Source organism: Ferribacterium limneticum, from assembly GCF_020510585.1.
GTDB lineage: Bacteria > Pseudomonadota > Gammaproteobacteria > Burkholderiales > Rhodocyclaceae > Azonexus.
On the sequence record NZ_CP075190.1, the window covers coordinates 3,749,087 to 3,770,611 of the forward strand.

General features: G+C 62.0%; 24 protein-coding genes. 9 read left to right on the forward strand and 15 right to left on the reverse strand.

The window, feature by feature from the left end:
* Positions 1-3 precede the first annotated feature (3 nt).
* From KI613_RS17930 to KI613_RS17955, 6 genes are all read right to left on the reverse strand, one after another.
* The gene (locus KI613_RS17930; RefSeq protein WP_226401941.1) at positions 4-1,185 is read right to left on the reverse strand and encodes a glycosyltransferase; all 1,182 of its coding nucleotides are present in this window, start codon (positions 1,183-1,185) and stop codon (positions 4-6) included.
* Between the two features lies 1 nt (position 1,186).
* Positions 1,187-1,972 (reverse strand): UDP-2,3-diacylglucosamine diphosphatase, encoded by a 786-nt coding sequence (locus tag KI613_RS17935; protein ID WP_226401943.1) that lies wholly within the window; start codon positions 1,970-1,972, stop codon positions 1,187-1,189.
* Positions 1,973-2,006: 34 nt separating this feature from the next.
* Positions 2,007-2,168 (reverse strand): hypothetical protein, encoded by a 162-nt coding sequence (locus tag KI613_RS17940; RefSeq protein WP_226401945.1) that lies wholly within the window; start codon positions 2,166-2,168, stop codon positions 2,007-2,009.
* A gap of 4 nt (positions 2,169-2,172) precedes the next feature.
* Entirely contained in the window at positions 2,173-2,955 is a 783-nt protein-coding gene (locus tag KI613_RS17945; protein ID WP_226401947.1) for a tetratricopeptide repeat protein, read from the reverse strand.
* Between the two features lie 266 nt (positions 2,956-3,221).
* The gene (locus KI613_RS17950; RefSeq protein WP_226401949.1) at positions 3,222-4,058 is read right to left on the reverse strand and encodes a phosphatase PAP2 family protein; all 837 of its coding nucleotides are present in this window, start codon (positions 4,056-4,058) and stop codon (positions 3,222-3,224) included.
* Complete coding sequence (locus KI613_RS17955; protein WP_226401951.1) at positions 4,055-5,686, reverse strand: ArnT family glycosyltransferase; 1,632 nt, start codon at positions 5,684-5,686, stop codon at positions 4,055-4,057. Before KI613_RS17955 ends, KI613_RS17950 begins: the two co-directional genes overlap by 4 nt.
* A gap of 133 nt (positions 5,687-5,819) precedes the next feature.
* Between KI613_RS17955 and purT the strand changes: the two genes are divergently transcribed.
* Together purT and KI613_RS17965 are read left to right on the forward strand one after the other, a co-directional pair.
* Entirely contained in the window at positions 5,820-7,019 is a 1,200-nt protein-coding gene (gene purT, locus KI613_RS17960) for a formate-dependent phosphoribosylglycinamide formyltransferase (protein WP_226401953.1), read from the forward strand.
* 171 nt (positions 7,020-7,190) lie between these two features.
* Positions 7,191-7,673, forward strand: coding sequence for a bacteriohemerythrin (locus tag KI613_RS17965; protein WP_226401955.1), 483 nt, complete (start codon positions 7,191-7,193; stop codon positions 7,671-7,673).
* A gap of 63 nt (positions 7,674-7,736) precedes the next feature.
* On the opposite strand, the gene phoR is transcribed toward KI613_RS17965, so the two are convergent.
* The 8 genes from phoR to KI613_RS18005 all read right to left on the reverse strand — a co-directional run bounded on the left by phoR (position 7,737) and on the right by KI613_RS18005 (position 15,028).
* Positions 7,737-9,029, reverse strand: coding sequence for a phosphate regulon sensor histidine kinase PhoR (phoR, locus tag KI613_RS17970; protein ID WP_226401957.1), 1,293 nt, complete (start codon positions 9,027-9,029; stop codon positions 7,737-7,739).
* Between the two features lie 5 nt (positions 9,030-9,034).
* Positions 9,035-9,721 (reverse strand): phosphate regulon transcriptional regulator PhoB, encoded by a 687-nt coding sequence (gene phoB / locus KI613_RS17975; RefSeq protein WP_226401959.1) that lies wholly within the window; start codon positions 9,719-9,721, stop codon positions 9,035-9,037.
* Positions 9,718-10,407: a phosphate signaling complex protein PhoU gene (gene phoU / locus KI613_RS17980; protein ID WP_226401961.1), complete on the reverse strand. Its 690-nt coding sequence runs from the start codon at positions 10,405-10,407 to the stop codon at positions 9,718-9,720. The genes phoB and phoU overlap by 4 nt, the downstream gene beginning before the upstream one ends.
* A 113-nt stretch (positions 10,408-10,520) precedes the next feature.
* Positions 10,521-11,300 (reverse strand): phosphate ABC transporter ATP-binding protein PstB, encoded by a 780-nt coding sequence (gene pstB, locus KI613_RS17985; protein WP_226401963.1) that lies wholly within the window; start codon positions 11,298-11,300, stop codon positions 10,521-10,523.
* A gap of 55 nt (positions 11,301-11,355) precedes the next feature.
* Positions 11,356-12,294, reverse strand: a complete 939-nt coding sequence (gene pstA / locus KI613_RS17990; protein ID WP_226401965.1) for a phosphate ABC transporter permease PstA — start codon at positions 12,292-12,294, stop codon at positions 11,356-11,358.
* Positions 12,294-13,241, reverse strand: a complete 948-nt coding sequence (gene pstC, locus KI613_RS17995; protein WP_404826946.1) for a phosphate ABC transporter permease subunit PstC — start codon at positions 13,239-13,241, stop codon at positions 12,294-12,296. Before pstC ends, pstA begins: the two co-directional genes overlap by 1 nt.
* A gap of 79 nt (positions 13,242-13,320) precedes the next feature.
* Positions 13,321-14,319, reverse strand: coding sequence for a PstS family phosphate ABC transporter substrate-binding protein (locus tag KI613_RS18000; RefSeq protein WP_226401967.1), 999 nt, complete (start codon positions 14,317-14,319; stop codon positions 13,321-13,323).
* 106 nt (positions 14,320-14,425) lie between these two features.
* Positions 14,426-15,028 carry a hypothetical protein gene (locus tag KI613_RS18005; protein WP_226401969.1) on the reverse strand — a complete coding sequence of 201 codons (603 nt, stop codon included), beginning with the start codon at positions 15,026-15,028 and terminating at the stop codon, positions 14,426-14,428.
* Between the two features lie 128 nt (positions 15,029-15,156).
* Here KI613_RS18005 and rpiA point away from each other — a divergent pair, with 128 nt between their 5' ends.
* From rpiA to KI613_RS18025, 4 genes are all read left to right on the forward strand, one after another.
* Complete coding sequence (gene rpiA, locus KI613_RS18010) at positions 15,157-15,825, forward strand: ribose-5-phosphate isomerase RpiA (protein WP_226401971.1); 669 nt, start codon at positions 15,157-15,159, stop codon at positions 15,823-15,825.
* Positions 15,826-15,887: 62 nt separating this feature from the next.
* A complete protein-coding gene (locus KI613_RS18015) occupies positions 15,888-16,454 on the forward strand; it encodes a hypothetical protein (RefSeq protein WP_226401973.1) in 567 nt (188 codons plus the stop codon).
* Positions 16,455-16,593: 139 nt separating this feature from the next.
* Positions 16,594-17,370 (forward strand): bestrophin-like domain, encoded by a 777-nt coding sequence (locus tag KI613_RS18020; protein WP_226401975.1) that lies wholly within the window; start codon positions 16,594-16,596, stop codon positions 17,368-17,370.
* Positions 17,371-17,419: 49 nt separating this feature from the next.
* On the forward strand, positions 17,420-18,445 hold the full coding sequence (locus KI613_RS18025) for a patatin-like phospholipase family protein (protein ID WP_226401977.1): 1,026 nt from the start codon (positions 17,420-17,422) through the stop codon (positions 18,443-18,445).
* A gap of 46 nt (positions 18,446-18,491) precedes the next feature.
* On the opposite strand, the gene KI613_RS18030 is transcribed toward KI613_RS18025, so the two are convergent.
* A complete protein-coding gene (locus KI613_RS18030) occupies positions 18,492-20,327 on the reverse strand; it encodes a GGDEF domain-containing protein (protein ID WP_226401979.1) in 1,836 nt (611 codons plus the stop codon).
* 151 nt (positions 20,328-20,478) lie between these two features.
* Here KI613_RS18030 and KI613_RS18035 point away from each other — a divergent pair, with 151 nt between their 5' ends.
* The 3 genes from KI613_RS18035 to KI613_RS18045 all read left to right on the forward strand — a co-directional run bounded on the left by KI613_RS18035 (position 20,479) and on the right by KI613_RS18045 (position 21,498).
* On the forward strand, positions 20,479-20,718 hold the full coding sequence (locus KI613_RS18035; RefSeq protein WP_226401981.1) for a hypothetical protein: 240 nt from the start codon (positions 20,479-20,481) through the stop codon (positions 20,716-20,718).
* An 8-nt stretch (positions 20,719-20,726) separates the two neighbouring features.
* Positions 20,727-21,176 carry a GNAT family N-acetyltransferase gene (locus KI613_RS18040; protein ID WP_226401983.1) on the forward strand — a complete coding sequence of 150 codons (450 nt, stop codon included), beginning with the start codon at positions 20,727-20,729 and terminating at the stop codon, positions 21,174-21,176.
* A 151-nt stretch (positions 21,177-21,327) separates the two neighbouring features.
* Positions 21,328-21,498: a hypothetical protein gene (locus KI613_RS18045; protein WP_226401985.1), complete on the forward strand. Its 171-nt coding sequence runs from the start codon at positions 21,328-21,330 to the stop codon at positions 21,496-21,498.
* Positions 21,499-21,525 lie beyond the last annotated feature (27 nt).

A 21,525-nucleotide genomic window follows, 5' to 3' on the forward strand; every position in this document is an offset into this window, starting at 1 on the left:
CGATCAGATTGCTACGGTCAACCGGAATTTTTGGCCAATTTTGCAATCGGTCAGTTCACCGTAAAGGCGCGCCAGCCGTTCGGCCATCGCCACATCGGTCCATTCCTGCGCGAAAATCGGCGCTTCATCATTGAGGTGGCGCCATGCCTCGGGATGCTTGAGGAACTGGCCGAGCACTTCACCGAAAGCCCGCGGGTCGTTCGGCGGCGAGAAGGCGCCGCGGGCCGGCGCCAGGATGTCGATCGTTCCCATCTCCGACAGCGCGATGACCGGGACACCGGCCGCCATCGCCTCGAGCAAGACCAGCCCCTGCGTTTCGGTGCGCGACGCGAAGACGAAAACGTTGGCCGCCGCATAGCAATCGGGCAGGGCCTGCTGGCGGTCGAGGTAGCCGATGAACTGGACGGCATCCTGCAAACCCAGCGCCGCGGTCTGCGCCTTGAGGTCGGCCATGGCCGGGCCTTCGCCGGCGATCACGAGCAGGGCATCGGGCCGGATCTGGCGGGCCTGGACGAGGGCTTCGAGCAGGAAGCCGATATTTTTTTCATGGGCGACGCGGCCAACAAACAAGGCCATCGGCCGCGATTCGCCAATGCCGAATTTCTGGCGAAAGCGCATGCCGTTGCCGCCAGCAAACTGCGCCATCGGGATGCCGGTAGGCAGGACGTGCATCGGCGAGGTGACGCCATAGGACTCCAGGCGCTGACGCATGGCCGTCGACGGCACGATCACCGCATCGAGCTGATTGCATTGCCGCCGCGACAAGGCCCGCGCCTGGCCGCGCAGCCAGCTCGGCGGGATCGGCTTGGCGTAGTGCTGCAAGTACTCTTCGAACAGCGTGTGGTAGGTCGCCACCACCGGCAGGCCCAGCCGGCGCCCGGCCTTGAGACCGGCGTAGTGGGCGATGAACGGGGTCTGGACGTGGATCAGGTCGCAGTCCTGCGCCGCATCGAGCACGGCACGGTGCATCGCCCGCCAGCCGACCAGCCGGTCTTCGCGGTCGCCCGGCACCGGTCGGCCGGCGACACGAACGATGCCCGGCTCGTCAATCTCGTTGCCATAGCGCGGGACGACCAGTTTGACCTCGACGCCATGCGCCGACAGGGTGCGGCGGAAGGTCTCGATGGAGGTCGAAACGCCATTGACGCGGGGAAAATACACGTCGGAAACCATCAAAACACGCATCTCAGGCCTCTACAGTTTCGGCAACGGGGGCGGCCAGCATGGGCAGCGGCTTTTGTTCGCCCCAGGTGACCAGTTCGAGCCGCCCGTCGAAGTGTTCGACGATGGCCGTGCAGGAATCGACCCAGTCGCCGCAATTCACGTATGTCAGGCCGTCGATCTCGCGGATCGTCGCCCAGTGGATGTGGCCGCAGATGACGCCGTCCAGGCCGCGCTCCTTGGCATGGTGGATGGCTGATTCCTCGAAATCGAAAATGAAGGTCAGCGCCGTCTTGACCTTGCGCTTGGCGTAGCCGGCCAGCGACCAGTAACCCGAAATGCCGAGCTTGCGCCGCCCCCACGACAACAGGCTGTTGATGCGGACGAGCAGTTCGTAAGCCTTGTCGCCAAGCACCGCGACCCAGCGATGATGACGCGTCACTTGGTCGAACTGGTCGCCGTGGATGAGCAGGAAGCGGCGGCCATCGGCCGTTTCGTGCACCAGTTCGTCGATGACCTCGACCTCGCCGAAAACAATGCCGCAGTAATCGCGCAGCACTTCGTCGTGATTGCCGGGGATGAAGACCACCCGGTCGCCATGGCGGGCCCGGCGGAGCAGTTTCTGGACGACGGTGTTCTGCGCTTGCGACCAGTTGATGCTGCGGCTCATCGCCCAGAAATCGACGATGTCGCCGATCAGGAAAGTCTGTTCGGCCGGGTGTTCGCGCAGGAAATCGAGGAGTCTGTCCGCCTGGCACGCCCGCGTGCCAAGGTGGATGTCGGAGAGAAATACGCTTCTGACCTTGGGCATGGCCGCACGATACGGCCGGCCCGTGACCCCAAAGTTACTGTTTCATTAAGCTTTTATTGCGATGGCCACGGACAAAGGCGCAGACCTTCCCCAGCCATTTCATTTTTGGGCCTTTTTCCCGGTTGACCGTGGGATTCAGCGGAAACAGCCAATCAATGATTTTCGCCTGGCCGCTGGCCGGGATTTGTCCCGCCAATTCGCTATTTCGGACGGACGAGGGCCGCTGCCGGTTGTGTCGGCATGGACAACTCTAGCGCTACCTTCAACGGCTCTTCGCCCATCGTCCGAACCAGCGCCTCGCGCTCCAGCACGGCGTCCGTTTGCTTGGCGGCAGCGGCCCGACTGAGCCAGACGTAGGCGCGAGCCGAATCTTGCGTCACCCCAACGCCATCGCGATAAAACCGCCCCAGCTCGAGCATCGCTTCGGGATTTCCTGTCGCCGCCGCCAACTGCACCCATTTAGCCGCCCGCTCGACATCCTTCGGGCGATTATTCCCGGTTGCCAGGTCTCGTCCGAGCTCAAGCATCGCACCGGCATCACCATTCTCGGCGGCTTCCAGCTGTTTTTGGGCACGCGCAGCCTGATCTTTGCTGACATCGGCAACTCCGCCTGCGGTCATGAGTCGTGTCGGCGCGCCAGTCGTGCTTGCATCCGAGTGCGCAGTTGAGGCCAGCCCGACATGCCCGCTTTTCGCTTCGTCGATGCCGTCAAGCCAAAGGTCGACGGCAACAAAAACCCCGAAGCCGAGCAGTACGCCGGCCGTCACGTTGAGCATGATCCGCTCCGCGGAAGCGTTGTTGCTGGCCAGAAAGCGATGCGTGCAGTCATTGCAGCGATAGGGGCGCAAACCGTCCGAGCCAAGTTTTTCTGTTTTCGAATGCCATCTTGAATGCCGGCAGTCCGTGCCATTGCACACCGGGCACTTTAGTCCGATCCCGACGAGGCGCGCGATATCGAGGTATTTCAGGATCGATGAAGGCATATCTGCAACCGCGCTTTAATTGGAAGGCTGGTCTTGATCAACAGTTGATTGGCAGTCATCGTTTGGATCAACTTGCGCCGGGTATTCGTCCTTAACAACCACCATGACCATGGGATTCCTTTTCTGTCGACTAATTCACCAAGGTGTCGAATTAACTGGAATACCAAACAGTACGAATTATTGGCCAAGATTGCAATTGGCATAGCGGTTGTTGCTTTTCGGGAAAACTCAAATAAGCATGACAGCGCAGTCCGCAAACCAGTGAATCAGCCGGCTGGATGTTCCGCCACAAGCCCTTCCAGCGGCCGGTTCGCGGCTTGCCAGCCACCGCGCAGCAAGGGCCGCAGATAGAACAGGACGAAACCGCCCAGCCCCCACAGGCATGCGACAATACGCCACGGGCGGGTATCCGGGTAACCCTGGCCGTCGAACGGCAGTGTGGCGACGGCGACAACGGCGATGGCAACCAGTATCCAATGGGCGCGTACGCCCAGTCCCCAGCGGAATTTCCGGGTCAGGCGCAAGCCGGCCCAACCGCCAACCAGGCCGATCAGCGCGCCGGCCAACACATCGACCGGCCAGTGGGCGCCGACGGCAATGCGCGAAAACGCGGCCAGCGTGGCAATGATGACGATGGGCAGGGCACGCCACCAGCCGAGCAGGGCCAGCCAGGCGACGATAAACGAGAAAGCCGAAACGCTATGGCCGGACGGGAAGCTGTGCGCCGTCAGCCGGGCGCCGATGATGGTGATCTGGCTGGCATCAAGCACGGCGGCCGGGCGCGGCAGGTCGAACCAGACCTTGAAGCCGCGGCTCATCGCCCCGGCGAGCAGCGCGCCGACGACCAGCGCCCAGAATACGCGCGGATAGCGCAGGCAGAAGGGCAGCATCAGAGCGAGCTGGACGCGGCCGTCGCCAAGCGTCGTCAGGCTTTCCCAGAGCCAAGGTGGCAAAACCTGACTGGCCGCCTGGGCCGGAATGAAGCCGGCGTACCAGTCACCAGTCTGACCGATGGCGACCAGGCCGAGCGCGAAAATCAGGCACAGGCCGAGGATGGAAGCGTCGAAAATCGGGTTCCGGGCGTGCAAGCCCTGATCGTTCATGGTTTTGCCTCGCGCTCGACGCGGGCCACTGTGACAAAGCTGCGTTGATAGACGTCGCGCAGCACGAGGTTCGGCGCGAGCAGGGCCTGCACTTCATGCTTGCGATCGGTGCGCGTGAACACGAGTTGGCCAAGTTCAGGCACCCGTGTCGGCGTCGCTGCCTGCCGATAGACGCTGAAGCTCGGCATGATGATGCGCCAGGCGACGACATTCGTTTCGCCGCTCTGCTTGACCAGCAAGGCCGCTTCGCGCACCGGGCCTTGGGTGACGTCGATGGCGCGCGGCGCGATGACGAGAGCGACCGTCGCCGCCTGCAGCAGACCGGCGAGAACCAGCCCCTGCCAGACCGGCAGGCGGCGCCAGAAGGCCAGGCCGATGACGGCGATGGCGAGCAGTGGCAACAGCCAGCGCGCTTCGTCGGCGAAGGCGACGGTCAGGCCGTCGAGCAGGAACTTCTCGAACGGTCGACTGGCCTTGCCGGCGGCGAAGGCCAGCACTTCCGGCAAAACGGCGAGGAGCAGCGCAAAGAGGATCATCGGTACGAAGGCCAGCCAGCGCCGCTCGAAATCGAGCCGATTGCGGGCGAGCAGGATGAAGACCGGCGTGCAGCCGTAGAGCAGGTAATGCGGCAACTGTGTGCCGGAGAACGAGAAGAAGGCGAAGACGACGACGAACCAGATAATCAGGAAGCGTTCGAACAGCGCCCCGCTGTCGCTCTGGCGCAGCGCGCCGGCCAGCTTGCCGGCGATGGCGAACAGCCAGCCGGTGAAGGGCAGCAGGATGAAGGGCAGCACCGCGAAGTAGTACCACCAGCGCCCGCCGTGGCCTTCAAAGGTATCGGCGTAGCGGTTGATGTTGTGCTTGAGGTAGAAGCCGCGGAAGAAGGCGTCGCCCTGATCGAGGTAGACCGCGACGTGCCACGGCACGACGATGGCCAGGAAAAGCAGCCAGCCCGGCCAGAAAAAGACGGCTTTGAGCCAGTCGCGCCAGGCGCCGGCCGAGACAAAAAAGAGGCCGCTGATGAGCAGCGGAAAGAAGACCGCAACCGGCCCCTTGGCCAGGAAACCGAGGCCGAGCGCGGCGTACACGCCGAACAGCAGGCGGCGTGTTTTGGCCGCCGGCTTGCCATCCCGGCAGGCGCAGAAGAAGTCGTAGATGCCGAACATGGCCAGGGCGATGAGCAGGTTGAGCAGCGCATCGGCAATCGCCGCCTTGGCGATGAAGCCGACGACCAGCGTCAACGCCATGACCAGCGAGGCGATCTGCGCCGTCATCTGGTTGCCGTGGCGGACGCAGAAACGGAATAGCGCGAACACCCAAAGCGCGGAAAAAATGATCGACGGCAGGCGGAAGCCGATTTCGCTGACGCCGAGCATGGCGACCGAGGCGGCCTGTGCCCAGTAGATCAGGATCGGCTTGTCGTGACGTGGCGCGTCGTTGAGGGTCGGCGAAACCAGATTGCCGCGCGCCATCATTTCGCGCGTCGCTTCGGAGAAGGCGCCCTCGTCGACATCGGTCAGCGGCAGGCTGTAGGCATTCAGGAAAAAGGCCAGGAAGAGCGCCAGCAACAGGCTGAACGGCGAGAGCAGAAAACGCTCAACGGACAGGGGCAGGGATCGAAATTGCATCGCGGCATTATAAGGCAGCGTCAGGCGCCAACCAGCCGCCGGAAGACGTCTGGCTTGACGATGCTGCGGTCGACGCCTAAATTCGGCCAGATTTCAAATTCACGTTTCGCATCCACCGCTCCGAGGAAACCCCATGCAAATCGGCACCCCGCTCTCCCCTTCCGCCACCCGTGTCATGCTGCTCGGCGCCGGCGAACTCGGCAAGGAAGTGATCATCGCGCTGCAGCGCCTGGGCGTTGAAGTGATCGCCGTTGATCGCTACGAGAACGCGCCCGGCCATCAGGTCGCGCACCGCGCCCACGTCATTTCGATGACCGATGGCGCCGCGTTGCGCCAACTGGTCGAGCTGGAAAAGCCGCATCTGATCGTGCCGGAAATCGAGGCCATCGCCACCGACATGCTGGTCGACATTGAAGCAGCCGGGCTGGCCGAAGTGATCCCGACGGCGCGCGCCGCCAAGCTGACAATGAACCGCGAAGGCATCCGCCGGCTGGCCGCCGAGGAACTCGGCCTGCCGACCTCGCCCTACAAGTTTGCCGATTCGCGGTCTGAACTGCAGGCCGCCATCGACGCTGGCATCGGCTACCCGTGCATCGTCAAACCGACCATGTCCTCATCCGGCAAGGGCCAGTCGCTGCTGCGCGGCCCGGACGACGTGCAGAAGGCCTGGGACTACGCGGCGAGTGGTGGCCGGGTCAATCAGGGCCGCGTCATCGTTGAAGGCTTCATCGACTTCGATTACGAAATCACCCTGCTCACCGTCCGCGCCCGCAATGCGGCCGGCGAAGTGGTGACTCATTTCTGCGAGCCGATCGGTCACATCCAGGTCGCCGGCGATTACGTCGAATCGTGGCAACCGCAGGCCATGACGCCAGCGGCGCTGGCCCGCGCCCAGGAAATCGCCGCGGCAGTCACCGGCAACCTCGGCGGTCGCGGCCTGTTCGGCGTCGAACTGTTCGTCAAGGGCGACATGGTGTGGTTCTCGGAAGTCAGTCCGCGGCCGCACGATACCGGGCTGGTCACGCTATGTTCGCAGCGTTTCTCGGAATTCGAACTGCACGCCCGCGCCATCCTCGGCCTGCCGGTCGATACCGCGCTGCGCGAACCCGGCGCTTCGGCCGTCATTTACGGCGGCATGGACGAAAAGGGCATTGCCTTCACCGGGCTGGAAGAGGCGCTGACCGTGCCGCGCACCGACCTGCGCCTGTTCGGCAAGCCGGAAGCCTTCACGAAACGGCGCATGGGTGTCGCCGTGGCCAATGCCGGGACGACCGACCAGGCACGGGCCAACGCCAAACTGGCGGCCAGCAAGGTGCGGCCGATCAAGGGCTGAAAAAAGGGGGCCACGACACACTTCCACGGTCAACCGGAAATTTTGACCAAAATCAAAAGGAATCCGTGAAGTAAGTCACACCCCCACAGTCGCACTGTTGACACACGTCAACTGAAACACCCCAAAAGTGCTATTTACTCCTGACATTGCAAAAATGTCAGGAGAACAGCCATGCCGATTATCTGGGATAAAAAGCTCGAAACCGGAATTGAAGTCATCGATGCCCAGCACCAGCGCATCGTCGAGTACATCAACGATCTCGAAATCGCCAAGATGAAACTCGACAAGAAGATGGTGAACGACATCATCGAGCAGTTGATCGACTACACGCAGTCGCATTTCGGCTTCGAGGAAGAAATGCTCGAAGAGGCCGGCTACAAGTTCCTCAAGCCGCACAAGAAAGTCCACGAACTGTTCATTCGCCGTGTCACCGATATCACCATGCGCGCCGCCAAGGGCGAAGATATCGTCGATGAACTGCACTCGATGCTCTCGAAATGGCTGATCAACCATATTTCCAACGAGGATCGCGACTACGCCGATGCAGTCAAGCAGATGACCGGTATCGACCACGGTCCGGCTGCCGTGGCGACCATCCAGAAGCAACCCAGCCCAGGTTTCCTGAGCGGACTGCTCGGCCGGTTTTTCCGCTGACAACAACTGAGACGTCATTCCCGCGCCAGCGGGAGTGACGGATTTCAGGCCGTCAGCGCTCGCCTAAACGCGGGCGATGCGGCCAGCCGAAAACTTCGCGGCAAAGCGGCTGCCGACACCCGGCGTACTCTTGATATCAAGCTGGGCCTGATGGCGATTCAGCGAGTGCTTGACGATGGCCAGTCCCAGGCCGGTGCCACCAGCATCGCGAGAACGGCCGCGGTCGACGCGGTAAAAACGTTCAGTAAGGCGCGGGATGTGTTTGGCGTCGATGCCGATCCCGGTGTCCTCGACGGCGAATTCCGCCCCCTGCGCCGTGGTTTTCCACTCGATGCGCACCTTGCCGCCGGCCGGCGTATAACGCACGGCATTGGCGACGAGGTTGCCGAAGGCACTGACCAGTTCCGGCTCCGAACCACGCAGGTCGCATAAGCCATCGGTTTCGGCCACGATGGTATGGCGGCCGCCTGACAGCGCCTCACCATCGCGGCGCAGCTTGTCGATAAGGTTGCCCATATCGACGACATCGTTGCTGGGCGGTGGCGCCGACTCGATGGACGACAGGGTCAGCAAATCCTGGACGATGGACTCCATGCGCGTCGATTGCTCGGCCATCATGTCGAGATAGCGATGCTGCTCATCCCGATTGAGGTCGATTTCCTGCAGGGTTTCAAGGAATCCGGCGAGCACGGTGAGCGGCGTGCGCAGTTCATGCGAGACGTTGGCGACAAAATCGCGGCGCATCTGGTCGAGCCGGTCGGTCTGCGTAACATCCTTGATCTGCATGAGACGACGGTTACCGGCATAGGGAACGACGTGGATGGACAGGACGCGATCCGTCCCGCGCTCCGAACGCAGGGTCAGCGGCCGGTCGAAATCACCGGCTTCAAGGTAGGAGACAAACTCCGGCTGGCGCACCAGATTGACGATGGGCTGCCCACGATCACTCAACGATACTAGGCCCAATTGCTCTTCGGCCGTGGTGTTGCAATAAACGATCTGCTGGTTCAGATCGAGGGCGACGACGCCGTCGGTAAGTGCCTGCAGCGCGGCGAAAAGACGCTCGATCTGGTCGTCGCGATCGGAAATCTGGGCGCGCAAGTCTTTTTCGTGCCGGTAAAGGCGGCCAAAAATGCCGTCCCAGGCCCCTTCGCCTTCAAGGCTGGCGTCGACTACCGGACGATGCGACCAGCGATCAAGCCGGGCAAAGTTGCGAAAATGGAAGATCATCTGCAAGCCGAGTCCGGCGCAGAAAACCAACCAGCCGGCCCAGTGCGCGACGAAATAGCCGACCGGAAAGGCAACGAGAATTGACATCAGGGCCAGCAGTACGGCCCGAACCACTTGGGCTGACACGCCGTTCAGGCTCCCCGGAAGCGGTAGCCCGTACCGCGCACGGTTTCGACGCGTTCGTGGTTGCCGGAGCCTTCCAGCGCAGCGCGCAGGCGACGGATATGGACGTCAACCGTACGCTCTTCGATGAAGACGTGGTCGCCCCACACTTCGTCGAGCAACTGGGCGCGGGTATAGACACGCTCGGCGTGGGTCATGAAGAAGAAAAGCAGGCGGAACTCGGTCGGTCCCAGTTCGATCGGCTGGCCACCGGCCAGCACGCGATGGGTCGCCGGGTTTAATGCCAGGCTGCCGATCTCGACCGCTTCGCCGGCCAGATGCGGTGCCCGGCGGCGCAGCACGGCCCGCACGCGGGCGACCATTTCCTTGGGCGAGAAGGGCTTGGTGATGTAGTCGTCAGCTCCGGCTTCGAGGCCCTGCACCTTGTCTTCTTCATGGACGCGGGCGGTGAGCATGATGATCGGCAATTCGCGGGTCCGTTCTTCGGCGCGGATTCTCTTGGCCAGCGCGACACCGGACTGGCCGGGCAGCATCCAGTCGAGAATGACCAGGTCGGGCAGCGCGGCGCGAATCGCCGACTCGGCCTCTTCGGCACTACCGGACCGAACGACGAGAAAGCCGGCGTGCTTGAGGTTGATCGTGACGAGTTCCTGGATCGCCGGCTCGTCTTCAACGACCAGAATCGTCGGTGTCACAGCACCTTCTCCTTGGTGTGCCGGATGTCACGGCCTTCAACGATAAACACGACCTGCTCCGAGATATTTTTGGCGTGGTCGCCTATCCGTTCAATGGCCCTGGCAATCGAGATAATCTCAATGGAAGTGGTGATGGTGCGCGGGTCTTCCATCATGTGCGTGATGAGCTGGCGGATGATCGACTTGAATTCGGCATCGACGTCGGTATCGGCCCGAATGACATTGGCCGCCTGCGGCGTGTCGAGGCGGGCAAAGGCGTCGAGCGCCTGGCGCACCATGGTCAGCGCCGCTTCAGCCAGATGCCGGACGCCAACACCGTATTGCCCCGGCAGGTGGCCGTTTTCGTAGATGCGGCGAACACCCTTGGCGATCTTCTTGGCTTCGTCGCCGGCCCGCTCAAGATCGGTGACGATCTTGCTGATGCCGAGGATCAGGCGCAGATCGGAAGCGGTCGGTTGGCGCTTGGCGATGATGTGGGCGCAATCGTCGTCGATGGCCTTTTCGAGTTCATTGACCTTGCGGTCGGTTTCGACAATGGTCTTGACGCTGGCGATTTCGCCCGTGGAGTAAGCCTCGATGGCGGCGGAAACCTGGGTTTCGACCAGCCCACCCATCTGCAGCACATGGGTGCGCAGGCGGCTGAGTTCGTCGTCGAACTGGCTGGAAAGGTGTTGGCTTTCGTTCATTTCAATCTCCTTGATTTCATGTGCCCGTGCGTCGTGACGCGAAGCCGCGCTGAAGACAGTGCTGAAGCACGGCGAGGCGGGGCGACAAAGTCACGGCGTGCGGGCGCATGAAATTAGCCCATGCGGCCGGTGATGTAGTCTTCAGTACGCTTATCCTGCGGCTTGATGAAAATCTCGTCGGTCTTGCCGAACTCGATCAACTCGCCCAGGTACATGTAGGCCGTGTAGTCAGAGACGCGCGCGGCCTGCTGCATGTTGTGGGTAACGATGAGGATGGTGACGCGCTTCTTGAGTTCGTGCACCAGTTCCTCGATGGCACCGGTAGCGATCGGGTCAAGCGCCGAGGTAGGCTCGTCGAACAGAAGCAGTTCGGGATCGGTCGCCAGGGCGCGGGCGATGCACAGACGTTGCTGCTGGCCGCCGGAAAGGTTCGGCGCCATGTCCTGCAGACGATCCTTCACTTCGTCCCAGATTGCCGCGCCGCGCAGTGCCTGTTCGACCTTGTCGTCGAGGACGCGACGATTGTTCTCGCCACGCACACGCAGGCCGTAGGCGACGTTTTCGTAGATGGTCTTGGGGAAGGGGTTCGGTTTCTGGAACACCATGCCGACACGCATGCGGACTTCGATCGGATCGACTTCCGAAGAGAGCAGATTGGTGTTGTCCGGGAAGAAGCGGATCTCGCCTTCGTAGCGGTTGCCCGGGTAAAGGTCGTGCATGCGATTGAAGCTGCGCAGGTAGGTCGATTTGCCGCAACCGGAAGGACCGATCAGGGCGGTGACCTTCTTGTCGTAGATCGGCATGTTGATGCCCTTGAGCGCCTTGGCCTCACCGTAGTAAAAGTTGAGGTTGCGAGCTTCGGCCTTGAGGGTCGGATTGTCGTGAATCTGCATCGGAGACTCCATTTCGGATTTCATTTTTGGGCGATTTTTCCGGTTGACCGTGGAATCACCACTTGATGTTCTTGCGCATTTTGTAGCGTAGATAAATCGCAATACCGTTCATGGTCAGGACCATGGCCATCAGCACAAAGCCGGCGGCGGCGGCATTGACTTCGAAGGCCGGATCCGGGCGCGAGGTCCAGTTGAAAATCTGGATCGGCATCACGGTAAAGGGCGACATCACCCAGTCGAACAGGCCGGCATTCACGCCTGGGCTGATCTCGGTGAAGGGCACCGGCGGCAGGAAGGCGATGAAGGTCAGCGCGCCGATGGTGATGATCGGTGCCGTTTCGCCGATGGCGCGCGCCAGCCCGATGATGACGCCGGTCAGGATGCCGGGCATGGCGTAGGGGATGATGTGGTAGCGGCAGGTTTGCCAGCGCGTCGCACCGACCGCCATCGAGCCTTCGCGGATCATCGCCGGGATGGCGCGGATCGCTTCGCGGGTCGACACGATGATGATCGGCAGGATGAGCAGGGCCAGCGTCAGGCCGGCCGACAGGATGCTTTGCCCGAAGCCGAAGGTATAGACGAAGATGCCGAGGGCGAGCAGACCATAGACAATCGACGGCACCGCAGCCAGATTGGTGATGTTGATCTCAATGATCTCGGTGATCCAGTTGCGCTTGGCGTATTCCTCAAGATAGACGCCAGCCGCGACGCCAATCGGCACGGCGGCCAGGGCGGTGACCAGCATGACCAGCAGCGAGCCGACCCAAGCGGACAGGATGCCGGCCTGCGTGGCGCGCCGCGAGGCGAAGTTGAGGAAGAAATCAAGGGTGAAACGCTCCGAGCCCTTGGCCACCATGTCGGACACCAGCAGCACGATGACGAGCAGCGCGACGGCCAGACAGAAGATGCCGAGCACCTTGAAAATGGTGTCCTTGAGCTTGCCCTTGGCGATCAGGGCGCGGATTTGTTCAGTTGTCAGGGCAGTCGATGGCATTAATAATTCTCCCGATAGCGGCGGCGCAACCACTGGCCGAGGATATTGAACATCAGGGTGATCAGGATCAGCGTCAGGCCGGCAGCGAAGATGGTCTGGTAACCGATCGAGCCGTGCGGCAGGTCGCCGAGGGCAACCTGGACGATGAAGGAAGTGATGGTCGCGGCCGGTTCCATCGGGTTCCAGGTCAGGTTCGGCTGCATGCCGGCGGCAACGGCGAGAATCATCGTTTCGCCGACAGCACGCGAAATGGCCAGGATGTAGGAAGCGGCCAGACCGGAGAAAGCGGCCGGCACGACAACGTGCAGCGCCGTATGCAGGCGGGTCGAACCCAGCGCATAGGAGCCTTCGCGCAGGCTCATCGGCACGGCACGCATGGCATCCTCGGACAGCGAGGCAATATAGGGCACGATCATGATGCCCATGACCAGACCGGCGGAAAGCAGCGAAAACCCGGGCAGCCCAGGCAGAAATTTCTGCAGCAGCGGGGTGACCATGAGCAGTGCGAAGTAGCCGAAAACAATAGTCGGGATGCCGCCGAGCAGTTCGAGAATCGGCTTGGCAACTTCACGTACGTTGCCGTGGGCGAATTCGGACAGGTAGATGGCGATGATCGTCCCCATCGGAATGGCCACGACCAATGCGACAAGCGAGGAAACGAGGGTGCCCGAAATGAGCACCATGATGCCGAAGTGGGCATCATCGAAAAGCGGGGTCCACTGGGTATCGGTCAGGAAGTCGACGATGCTGACATGCTGAAAGAACTGGACTGACTCGGAAACGAGCACATAAACGATGCCGATGGTGGTCAGCACGGAAACGGCAGCAGCAGCGAAGAGCAAGGCTTCGATGACGCGCTCGCTGACGTGGCGCATGGCTTTGCGCGACAGGCGGTCGCTCACCATTGGCAGGTCGGAGGGGTTGTTGGCTGTCATAGCGTGATTCACTTGAAGATTCCTTTCGGAGTGAAGCCCGACCGCGGCCGGGCTTCTGCGTCTGGCGGACCGAAGTCCGCCAGATCGGAGCTTACATCTTTGCTTCGCGCTTCATCAGGTCTTCGATGGTGATGCCAATTTCATTGTGACCACCGAACACGGTGCCAATCTTGTTCTTCTTCACATGCTCAAGGTTGCCGGCGTAGGCGGAAGCCGGCAACGGAACGTACTTGACTTCCTTGGTCAGCGCAGCGCCGTTCTTCATGTAGAACTCGATGAATTCCTTGACCTCAGGCTTCTGCAGCGACTTGGCCTTGACGTAGATGAAGATCGGACGCGACAGCGGCGCATAGGTGCCGTTTTCGACATTGGCCGCCGACGGCTCGACCGCCTTGCCGGTCTTCGGATTGACGATCGGCAGCGCCTTCAGCTTGCCGGTATTCTCGGCGTAGTAGGCGTAGCCAAAGTAACCGATGGCATTGACGTCACGCGAGACGCCCTGGACCAGCACATTGTCGTCTTCGGAAGCGGTGTAGTCGCCGCGCGAGGACTTGGCCTTGCCAACCATGGCTTCGGTGAAATACTCGAAGGTACCGGAGTCGGCACCGGCGCCGAACAGCTTGACCGGTGCATCGGGCCAGGCCGGGTTGATCTGGTTCCACTTCATGATCTTGCCCTGGGCAGCCGGTTCCCACAGCATCTTCATTTCGGCGACGGTAGCCTGCTTGAGGAAGGCATTCTTCGGGTTGATGACGACGGTCAGCGCATCAAAGGCGACGGGCATTTCGATGTACTCGACACCGGCGGTCTTGCACAGCTCCATCTCGGCCTTGGTGATCGGGCGGGAGGCATCGGAAATATCGAGTTCGTCGCGGCAGAACTTCTTGAAGCCGCCGCCCGTACCGGAAATACCGACGGTGACCTTGATGGCGTTCTTCTTGGCTTTCTGGAATTCTTCGGCCACCGCTTCGGTGATCGGGTAGACGGTGGACGAACCGTCGATCTTGATGACTTGCGCCTGGGCGGATTGGGCGCCAATCAGGGCGACACCAGCGACCGCGAGGGCGGAAACGAGTTTGGAATTCAGCATTGGGTAACTCCTGCACAGGGTTGAATGGACAACACCGAGGAGATTACCCGCCGATTGTTACAGCCAGATGACGGGCTGTAACAATCGAAAAACCATTACTTTTTGCCTACTTGGCCGGACGCCCGGTCTTGATGCGCTCGACGCGCCCCATCACCGCTTTCAGCTCGGCATCGTTCAACGCTGCCAGCAGCGCGATGCCGCCACGCAGCAGTTCGCTTTTCTTGACGTCGCTACCGAGCCCGCTCAGACGCTTCTTGAGCACGCCGATCTGGGCGTACTCGCTGTCCGGCATGGCATAGCTGTCGCGCACCAACTTTACTTTTTTGGCCTTGGCCGGCTTGGCGGCCTTCGCTGCCTCCTGCTTCATGACCTTGGGCTGATCGTATTTGATCGCCTGCGCCTTGACCAGGGCATCGGCCAAGACCTTCTGATGCTTGGCGACGGTTTCCTCGACCTGGGTCGGCTTGCGCACCACCTTGGGTTTGCTGGCGGCCGGCGCTGGTTTGGCCACAACTGGCGCCGGCTTTTCGGCGACAACCGGGGCTGGCTTTGGCACGGCAATCTTGGCGGCCGGCGCAACAACAGCCTCGGCAACAACCACGGCAGGCTTCACCTCGGCCTTGGGCGCCGTGCGCGGCACCAGCTTCTTCGGCGGCTTTGGCATGGCAACAGGCTTGGCAGCCGGGGCTTTCTTGGTTTTTACACTCATCGAGCTCTCCCTAAAAAACAGTATGGCTAGTTTAGTCATTATGAAAGCACACCACCGTTAAGCTTTTATGACAGTTTTAGACCAAATCGACGGGGTAAAATGCGCCCAAGCCACTTCAGGAGCACAGCATGACCCAGGACGAACTCAAACAGGCCGTCGCCCAGGCCGCCGCCGACTACGTCGCGCAGACGGCACCGGCCGGCAGCATCATCGGCGTCGGCACCGGCTCGACGGCCAATTTCTTCATCGATGCCCTGGCTCCGCTCAAGGACAAATACAAGGGCGCCGTGGCCAGTTCGGAAGCCACCCGCCAGCGCCTGGAAGGCCATGGCATCACGGTGTTCGACCTCAACGACGTCGACGACATCCCGGTTTACGTCGATGGCGCCGACGAAATCGATGCCGGCCTCAACATGATCAAGGGCGGTGGCGGCGCACTGACGCGCGAGAAGATCGTCGCCGCCGTGGCCCGCGAATTCGTCTGCATCTGCGACGACTCCAAGCTGGTCGACGTCATGGGCAAGTTCCCGCTGCCGGTCGAAGTCATCCCCATGTCGTGCGCCCATGTCGCCCGCGAACTGGCCAAGCTGGGCGCCACCCCGGTGCTGCGCGAAGGCTTCGTGACCGACAACGGCAACCTGATTCTCGACGTCAAAGGCCTGGCCATCACCGACCCGAAAGGTCTTGAAGCGCAGATCAATCAGATCACCGGCGTCGTCACCAACGGCCTGTTCGCCCTGCGCCCGGCCAACCTGCTGCTGCTCGGCACGGCCGAAGGCGTCAAGACGATTCGCTGATTCATTTTTTTGTCACATCAGGGGGCTAATCTCCGACGGTCAAACACCGTCGGGAGCCCCCCATGTATTTGTCCTCTCATGAAATCGCCCGAAGCCGCGAACACGCGCTGGACAATCTGCTCGATCTGTCGGCGGCCTATATCGATGCCAGCCAGCGTTTTTCCGAGCTGATTTCCAGTAACAGCCGCGAAGCCGTCCATCACGGCAGCCGGCACTTCGCGCAAGTGGGCCACGGCCAACTGGAGACGATGACCCAGTTCCCGACCACTGTCTGGCTGGACAGCGCCGCCCGCACCAGTCGCTTGCTGGACGGCGCGCTGGCCATCATCGGCGAAACGCACAAGGCGATGATTCGCAACGCCGAATCCCAAGTACGCATGCTTGATGAAATCGTTTTCGCGACCATCAATCGCTCCGCCAAATCCAGCCCATGGGAAGCCGAATTTGCCCTGCAGGCGATGAAGGGCACCTTGCAAAGCGCCGAGCAGACCTTGCGCGGAATCAGTGAGGCAGCCATCGAAACGGTAACTTTGGCTGAAAACGAAATCCATCAAACGACCGAAATCATCGCGCCCAGCGCACCGGCCCCGCGCCGCCGTGCCGCATCAAGCAAAAAGGCTGCTGCCTGACGTCATAAGAAAAAAGCACTCTTTCCATTCTGCCCGGCCCTGCCGGGCTTTTTTTCTCCGGTTTCCGGTGGAAAGATTGACGCCGGGCGCTGCCATCGCCCAGACTCTCCCGCTGTTACAGGAAACGGACGCTCCGCGCATGCCCACCAGCAACTGGCACATTTACGACCATTACGGCTACGCCTTCCTGGCCGTCGTTGGCACCTTTGCCGCCGTCGCCGCCGTGCAATGGGCGCTGCACCGGCCACGCTGGGCGGGCTGGATCGCCTCGCTGCAGGGTGTCGCTCCGCCCTTCATCAACATCATCGGCGTGCTCTTCGGGCTGACCCTGGCCTTTCTCGCCAACGACACGTGGAGCGCCCACGACCGGGCGATGAATGCCGTGTTCAAGGAAGCCGATTCGCTGCGCAGCATTGCCGTGCTCTCTGAGCAACTGGCCGAGCCGCTGCGTGGTGAAGTGCGCGGCGCCGTGTCGCGCTACGGCCGGGCCAGCGCCGGCGAATGGCCAATGCTGGCGGCACGGCAGTCGAGCGGCGAAGTGACCGCCCTGGCCGATGCGCTGCTCACCCTGCTGGCCAGCCCGAAGGTGGCAGCCGCGGCCGGCGAGAACGTGCAGGCGCTGATGCTGCGCAAGGCCATCGAAATTCGCGACGAGCGTGACCTGCGCATCGGCCTCAGCCAGACCCACGTCAATCCGCTCAAGTGGCTGGGCATGGCCTTTCTCGGTTTCCTGACCCTGCTCTCGGTTTCCGTCGTCCATGTCGACAAGCCGCGGGCGGCGATGGTCGCAGTGATATTGTTTGCCCTGGCCGCCGCACCGACAGCCGCCATCGTGCTGGTTCAGGGTAATCCTTTCCAGCAGCCAACCTCGGTGACGCCGGCGCCCATTGTCGAGGCGGTGGCCGACAGGCCATAGGCGCACCGGGCGATTTCATTTTTGGGCTTTTTTTCGGGTTGACCGCAACATGCACGCAAAAACCAACAAGACCAGCCCGCTCAACCTCGCCCTGCAGGGCGGCGGCGCCCACGGGGCATTCACCTGGGGCGTGCTCGACGCGCTGCTGGAAGATTCGGCCTTCACCTTCGAAGGCGTCAGCGGGACCAGTGCCGGGGCGATGAATGCGCTGTGTCTGGCGCACGGCTTGATGACCGGCGGCCGCGACGGCGCCCGGGAAACGCTGGCCCGCTTCTGGACCAGCGTCGCCGCCAGTTCGCCCTTCGCCAAGTCCGGCGATGCCGGCGGCGAGGTCAGCCAGGCCCTGAAACTGATGCTGCTGTGGACCAACCATCTGAGTCCCGAGCAGCTCAACCCCTTCGACCTCAACCCCTTGCGCGACATTCTCGGCGAACAATTCGACTTCGCCCGCCTGCGCCGCGAATCCCCGGTCAAGCTGTTCATCGCCGCCACCCACGCCAACTCCGGCAAGCTGCGACTGTTCCGCAACCATGAGTTGTCGGTCGACACCCTGCTCGCCTCGGCCTGCCTGCCGACCATCCACCGGAGCATCGTCATCGATGGCGAGCCCTACTGGGACGGCGGCTACAGCGCCAACCCGGCGGTCTTTCCGCTGGCCTACCAGTGCGCCTCGCCGGACATCCTGCTCGTCCTGCTCACACCGCTGCGCTACACGGAAACGCCGGCTTCGGCCGCGGACATCCGGTACCGCCTGCTCGAACTGTCGTTCAACGCGACTTTCCTGCGCGAAATGCGGATGTTTGCCCACCTGCGCGAGGAAGTCAGCGCCTCATGGCTATCAAAATGGCTGCCCGTCGGCCGACTTGAGCGGCGCATCGAACAGCTGAGATTCCATGCCATCACGGCCGACGCCCTGCTCGGCGAACTGCCGCCCGGCAGCAAGCTGGCCGTCAACCTGCCCTTTTTCGAGAGCCTGCGCGACAGCGGCCGCGAGCATGCGCAAGCCTGGCTCGACGCGCATCGAAGCAGCATCGGGGAACGCGCCACGCTCGATCTGGGGCAGCTTTTCTACTGAGCGAGGCGACGATCGGGAACAGCGCTGGCGCGACGCCGGTCTGCGTTCAGTTCACGTAGCGATTGTTCGCCGGTTGTGCCTCGGCACAGCCGATCCGCCGGCGTTCGACAAAGAGGCTGCCGCCCATCGGCTCATTGGCCGGATCCTTGGCTTTTTTCTTCGCCTGTTTTTTGGCGGCCGAGGCAGCTGCCGCGACTTCGCGGTGCGATTCGCAATCGCCCGGACCCACTTTCACGGCACCGATGGAGAGCGTTGGCAAGGCCTGAAAACTGAGCTCCCCGCGCCGGTTTTCGGCCATGTAGCCACCGCGCAGGCGCTCCTCGACGCCGAGCATGTTGCCCATGGCCTGGGCAAAGGTGCTGATCACTTGCCAGCAGCGCATTTCCCAGTCGTCGCTGCGGAAAATGACGAAGAAATCGTCGCCGCCGATATGGCCGACGAAATCAATCTGCGGATCGGTCGCCTCGCAGATCAGACGGGCCAGGGTATGGATCACGTCGTCGCCGCGCCGGTAGCCGAAGGCATCGTTGTAGGGCTTGAAATTGTCGATGTCGATATAGGCCGCGATGAACGGATGCCCGGCTGCCAGCATGCGGTCGACGTGCTCGTTGATCGGCACGTTGCCCGGCAACTGGGTCAGCGGGTTGGCGTAGCGGGCGGCGCTGATCTGCATTTCGGTGATCGTCGCCATCAGGTCATGACTGCTGCCGACGCCGATGTACTTGCCATGGGCGGTGACGATGAAACCGTCGAACAGGTAGTGCTTGGGCGCTACCGAGAGCATCATCGCCAGCTCCTGGATCGTCGCATATTGATCGACGACGAGCGGCGCGTGATCCATGAACAGCTCACAACTCTTGCGGCCAAACAGTTCCTTGCGAAATGGGCGGGCAAAACGGTCGATCATGCTGTGCCGATTGATCATGCCGACCGGCTGGGTGCCCTGGACGACCGGCAGCACATCGAGATCGGGGTCGGCCTCGAAGCGGGCAATGACCGAGACGTTGCTGGCATTCATCGGCACCGGTTCGATCGGCCGGGCCAGGTTGCGCGCCGTCGGCAGCTTTCCCGGGCCGCCGGTCATCGGCGACAGGGACAGCGATTGCTGATCGAGCGCAGTCAGCGTCTGCCCGGCCAACTGGCGCAGGGGGTGGGCTTCCGGCCGGGCAATGAAATAACCCTGACCACAGGCGATACCCATGTCGCGGACGCAGATGAAGTCTTCTGTGCGCTCGACACCTTCGGCCACGAGCAGGGCGTTGCAGATCTCGGCCAGATCCTGCATGGCGCGCACGAAATGGAACTTGATCCGGTCATCGGCGATGCCGTTGATGAAATGCTTGTCGATCTTGACAAACTCGGGCCGCAACTCGGACCACATGCGCAGATTGGCAAACCCCTCGCCGAGATCGTCGATGGCGAACTGAAAGCCGCGCCCCCGGTAATGCAGCAAGGCCTCCAGGATGCCCGGCATGTCGGTGATCTTCTGGTTCTCGGTGAGCTCGATGACAATGCGGTTCGGCGCAATGGCCAGTTCGCTGAGCAGGGCGCGGGTATGGCCGTTCATCAGGCGGTCGTCGAGCAGGCAGCCCGGGGTCACATTGAGAAACAGGCGACCGGGCAAACGCTGGGCGGCGAAGGCGCGCAGGCTGGCCTCGCGGCAGGCGTGTTCAAGGTCCAGCGTCATGTCGTTGCGCGCCGCGACGCTGAACAGCTGATCCGGGCGATGCAAGGGACTATCCTCCGGCCCGCGAATCAGCGCCTCATAGCCGAGAATGGCCCGTACACGAAAATCGAGAATCGGCTGAAAGACCGGATACAGGAGTCCCTCGGCCATGATCCGCCGAAGTTCGGCGGCTTCATCATCGATCAGAACGATCATTTTTTTCTTTCATGGCAACTTGGCAGGCAGTTTAGAAAGGCTGTGTTGCAGCGCTGTGACAGCCGAGACGAAGCAGGCAATTGAATTCGGTCATCTTCCCGAAACATGGGAAGGACATGCTGAGCCTCATCTTCGACACCCGGAGCTTGCGATGACTGAAACCCTGTTCTGCTACTGCTGCCGCGTCCATCACGACAAGAGCCAGATGCGCCTGTTCCCGACCCGCCAGGGCTATCGCTGGCGTTGCCTGCGCAGCATCGAGGCAGCGGCGAGCAGTCGCCGGGAGCGCGATGCCTTCGGCCAGAAACAATCCGAGATCAATCGCGAAACCGCCCGCCGGGCCGCCGAGTTCGGCCTGCATCTGCGCCAGGTTCAGCCGTTCGCCCCCTGAAGCAAACGATGGGAAAAATTCGCATCGACACGCTGGACACCAGCAGTCCGGCCCTCCTCGAAGCGAGCGTGACGCTGATCTTCAACGCCTTCGCCGACCCCGAACGCTACAGCGCCGAGCGCGTCGCCAAGGAACTGCGCGGCGGCGACAGCGTCTTCTACCGACGTTTCTTCGTCGCCATGGATGCCGGTGAAATCATCGCCGTCGGTGGCGTCAAGGCCGCCGACTGGGCCTCCAGCACCCATATCCTCTACCTCTCGGCGGTCACCCCGGAACGCCGTGGCAAGGGCATCGGCCGCGCCCTGATCAAGGCGCGCCTCGACTGGCTGGAGGAAAATTTCAAGTCCGGGCGCATCCTCGTTTCGGCTGCCAAGACCAGGCGCTTCCGCGATCTGGGCTTCACCGAAGTGCGCAACAGCGCCATCGACGGACGGCATTTGCTCGTCCGGAAGTTCTAGCCGGATTTCATTTTTGGCCATTTTTCCCGGTTGACCGTGGCATTCATCTGCCCGCAACCGAGATACAAAAAATCCGTCATGCCCCTGCAATATTGGCTGACGATAGTTGCAAGGCTGACCAAGCCGACAACCAGCCGCTCAAGGAGAACCCATGGACAAGCAGAACCATAGCGACATCGCCGCCTTTCCCGAACTGTTCGACGGGCTGGAGCAATTCATCGAAGAACAGGCCAGCGGCCTCAAACGGACCAGCGCCATCCTGGCCGTTACCGCCATGGGCGGCGGCATGCTGATCTTCTACGCGTTGAGCAAGATCGCCTGAACAACAAAAATCCCGCCGCAGCGGGAT

Excerpts from the sequence above, each read along its gene's own strand:
- KI613_RS17930 (WP_226401941.1), bottom strand. The coding sequence starts at position 1,185 with ATGCGTGTTTTGATGGTTTCCGACGTGTATTTTCCCCGCGTCAATGGC.
- KI613_RS17935 (WP_226401943.1), bottom strand. The coding sequence starts at position 1,972 with ATGCCCAAGGTCAGAAGCGTATTTCTCTCCGACATCCACCTTGGCACG.
- KI613_RS17945 (WP_226401947.1), bottom strand. The coding sequence starts at position 2,955 with ATGCCTTCATCGATCCTGAAATACCTCGATATCGCGCGCCTCGTCGGG.
- KI613_RS17950 (WP_226401949.1), bottom strand. The coding sequence starts at position 4,058 with ATGAACGATCAGGGCTTGCACGCCCGGAACCCGATTTTCGACGCTTCC.
- KI613_RS17955 (WP_226401951.1), bottom strand. The coding sequence starts at position 5,686 with ATGCAATTTCGATCCCTGCCCCTGTCCGTTGAGCGTTTTCTGCTCTCG.
- purT (WP_226401953.1), top strand. The coding sequence starts at position 5,820 with ATGCAAATCGGCACCCCGCTCTCCCCTTCCGCCACCCGTGTCATGCTG.
- KI613_RS17965 (WP_226401955.1), top strand. The coding sequence starts at position 7,191 with ATGCCGATTATCTGGGATAAAAAGCTCGAAACCGGAATTGAAGTCATC.
- phoU (WP_226401961.1), bottom strand. The coding sequence starts at position 10,407 with ATGAACGAAAGCCAACACCTTTCCAGCCAGTTCGACGACGAACTCAGC.
- pstB (WP_226401963.1), bottom strand. The coding sequence starts at position 11,300 with ATGCAGATTCACGACAATCCGACCCTCAAGGCCGAAGCTCGCAACCTC.
- pstA (WP_226401965.1), bottom strand. The coding sequence starts at position 12,294 with ATGCCATCGACTGCCCTGACAACTGAACAAATCCGCGCCCTGATCGCC.
- KI613_RS18000 (WP_226401967.1), bottom strand. The coding sequence starts at position 14,319 with ATGCTGAATTCCAAACTCGTTTCCGCCCTCGCGGTCGCTGGTGTCGCC.
- KI613_RS18005 (WP_226401969.1), bottom strand. The coding sequence starts at position 15,028 with ATGAGTGTAAAAACCAAGAAAGCCCCGGCTGCCAAGCCTGTTGCCATG.
- rpiA (WP_226401971.1), top strand. The coding sequence starts at position 15,157 with ATGACCCAGGACGAACTCAAACAGGCCGTCGCCCAGGCCGCCGCCGAC.
- KI613_RS18015 (WP_226401973.1), top strand. The coding sequence starts at position 15,888 with ATGTATTTGTCCTCTCATGAAATCGCCCGAAGCCGCGAACACGCGCTG.
- KI613_RS18020 (WP_226401975.1), top strand. The coding sequence starts at position 16,594 with ATGCCCACCAGCAACTGGCACATTTACGACCATTACGGCTACGCCTTC.
- KI613_RS18025 (WP_226401977.1), top strand. The coding sequence starts at position 17,420 with ATGCACGCAAAAACCAACAAGACCAGCCCGCTCAACCTCGCCCTGCAG.
- KI613_RS18030 (WP_226401979.1), bottom strand. The coding sequence starts at position 20,327 with ATGATCGTTCTGATCGATGATGAAGCCGCCGAACTTCGGCGGATCATG.
- KI613_RS18035 (WP_226401981.1), top strand. The coding sequence starts at position 20,479 with ATGACTGAAACCCTGTTCTGCTACTGCTGCCGCGTCCATCACGACAAG.
- KI613_RS18040 (WP_226401983.1), top strand. The coding sequence starts at position 20,727 with ATGGGAAAAATTCGCATCGACACGCTGGACACCAGCAGTCCGGCCCTC.
- KI613_RS18045 (WP_226401985.1), top strand. The coding sequence starts at position 21,328 with ATGGACAAGCAGAACCATAGCGACATCGCCGCCTTTCCCGAACTGTTC.